This is a genomic window from Oceanicola sp. S124 (assembly GCF_000220565.1).
Taxonomy (GTDB): domain Bacteria; phylum Pseudomonadota; class Alphaproteobacteria; order Rhodobacterales; family Rhodobacteraceae; genus Pseudooceanicola.
Genome location: NZ_AFPM01000014.1, coordinates 1 through 1,232 on the forward strand (window position 1 = coordinate 1; position 1,232 = coordinate 1,232).

The 1,232-nt window shown below is 66.1% G+C and carries 1 protein-coding gene; it reads left to right on the forward strand.

What is annotated here, in order from left to right:
• Positions 1 to 122: 122 nt before the first annotated feature.
• The gene (locus OS124_RS0101145) at positions 123 to 1,232 is read left to right on the forward strand and encodes an S-(hydroxymethyl)glutathione dehydrogenase/class III alcohol dehydrogenase (RefSeq protein WP_010137426.1); all 1,110 of its coding nucleotides are present in this window, start codon (positions 123 to 125) and stop codon (positions 1,230 to 1,232) included.

The following is a 1,232-nucleotide window of genomic DNA, read 5'->3' on the forward strand; positions in this document are numbered from 1 at the left end:
TGCGTCGGGGGAGGTCGGCGGCGGAACGGGCAGGGGGTGGCATGTCGTGTCGCCGGACCCGCTGGTCTGCCGTGGGGCGCCTGGGCGGATCGTCAGCCGAAGCAGGAGGAGCCAGACAACCCATGAAAACCCGTGCCGCCGTGGCCTTCGAGGCCAAGAAACCGCTCGAAATCGTCGAGCTTGACCTGGAAGGCCCGAAGGCGGGCGAGGTCCTGGTCGAGATCATGGCCACCGGCATCTGCCATACCGACGCCTATACGCTCGACGGGCTGGACAGCGAGGGGATCTTTCCCTCGGTGCTGGGCCACGAGGGCGCCGGGATCATCCGCGCCGTCGGCCCCGGCGTGACCTCCGTCAAGCAGGACGACCATGTCATCCCGCTCTACACGCCTGAATGCCGGCAATGTAAGTCGTGCCTCTCGGGCAAGACCAACCTCTGCACCGCGATCCGCGCCACCCAGGGCAAGGGCGTCATGCCCGACGGCACCACGCGCATGTCCTACAAGGGTGAGGCGATCTATCACTACATGGGCTGCTCGACCTTCTCGAACTTCATCGTGGTGCCGGAGATCGCCGTGGCGAAGATCCGCGAGGACGCGCCCTTCGACAAGGCCTGCTACTGCGGCTGCGGCGTGACCACCGGCGTCGGCGCGGTGACCAACACCGCCAAGGTGACGCCGGGCTCGAACGTCATCGTCTTCGGCCTGGGCGGCATCGGGTTGAACGTGATCCAGGGCGCCCGCATGGTCGGCGCGGACAAGATCATCGGTGTCGACCTGAACGACGCCAAGGCCGAGTGGGGCCGCAAGTTCGGCATGACCGACTTCGTCAACCCGACGAAGATCGACGGTGACATCGTGCAGCACCTGATCGCGCTGACCGACGGCGGCGGCGACTACACCTTCGACTGCACCGGCAACACCACGGTGATGCGCCAGGCGCTGGAAGCCTGCCACCGGGGCTGGGGTGTCTCGACCGTGATCGGCGTGGCCGAGGCGGGCAAGGAGATCTCGACCCGTCCGTTCCAGCTGGTGACCGGCCGCGTCTGGCAGGGCTCGGCCTTCGGCGGCATGAAGGGCCGGACCGAGGTGCCGAAGATCGTCGACTGGTACATGAACGGCAAGATCGAGATCGACCCGATGATCACCCATGTCCTCAAGCTGGAGGAGATAAACAAGGGCTTCGACCTCATGCACGCAGGTGAGAGCATCCGCAGCGTGGTGGTGTTCTGA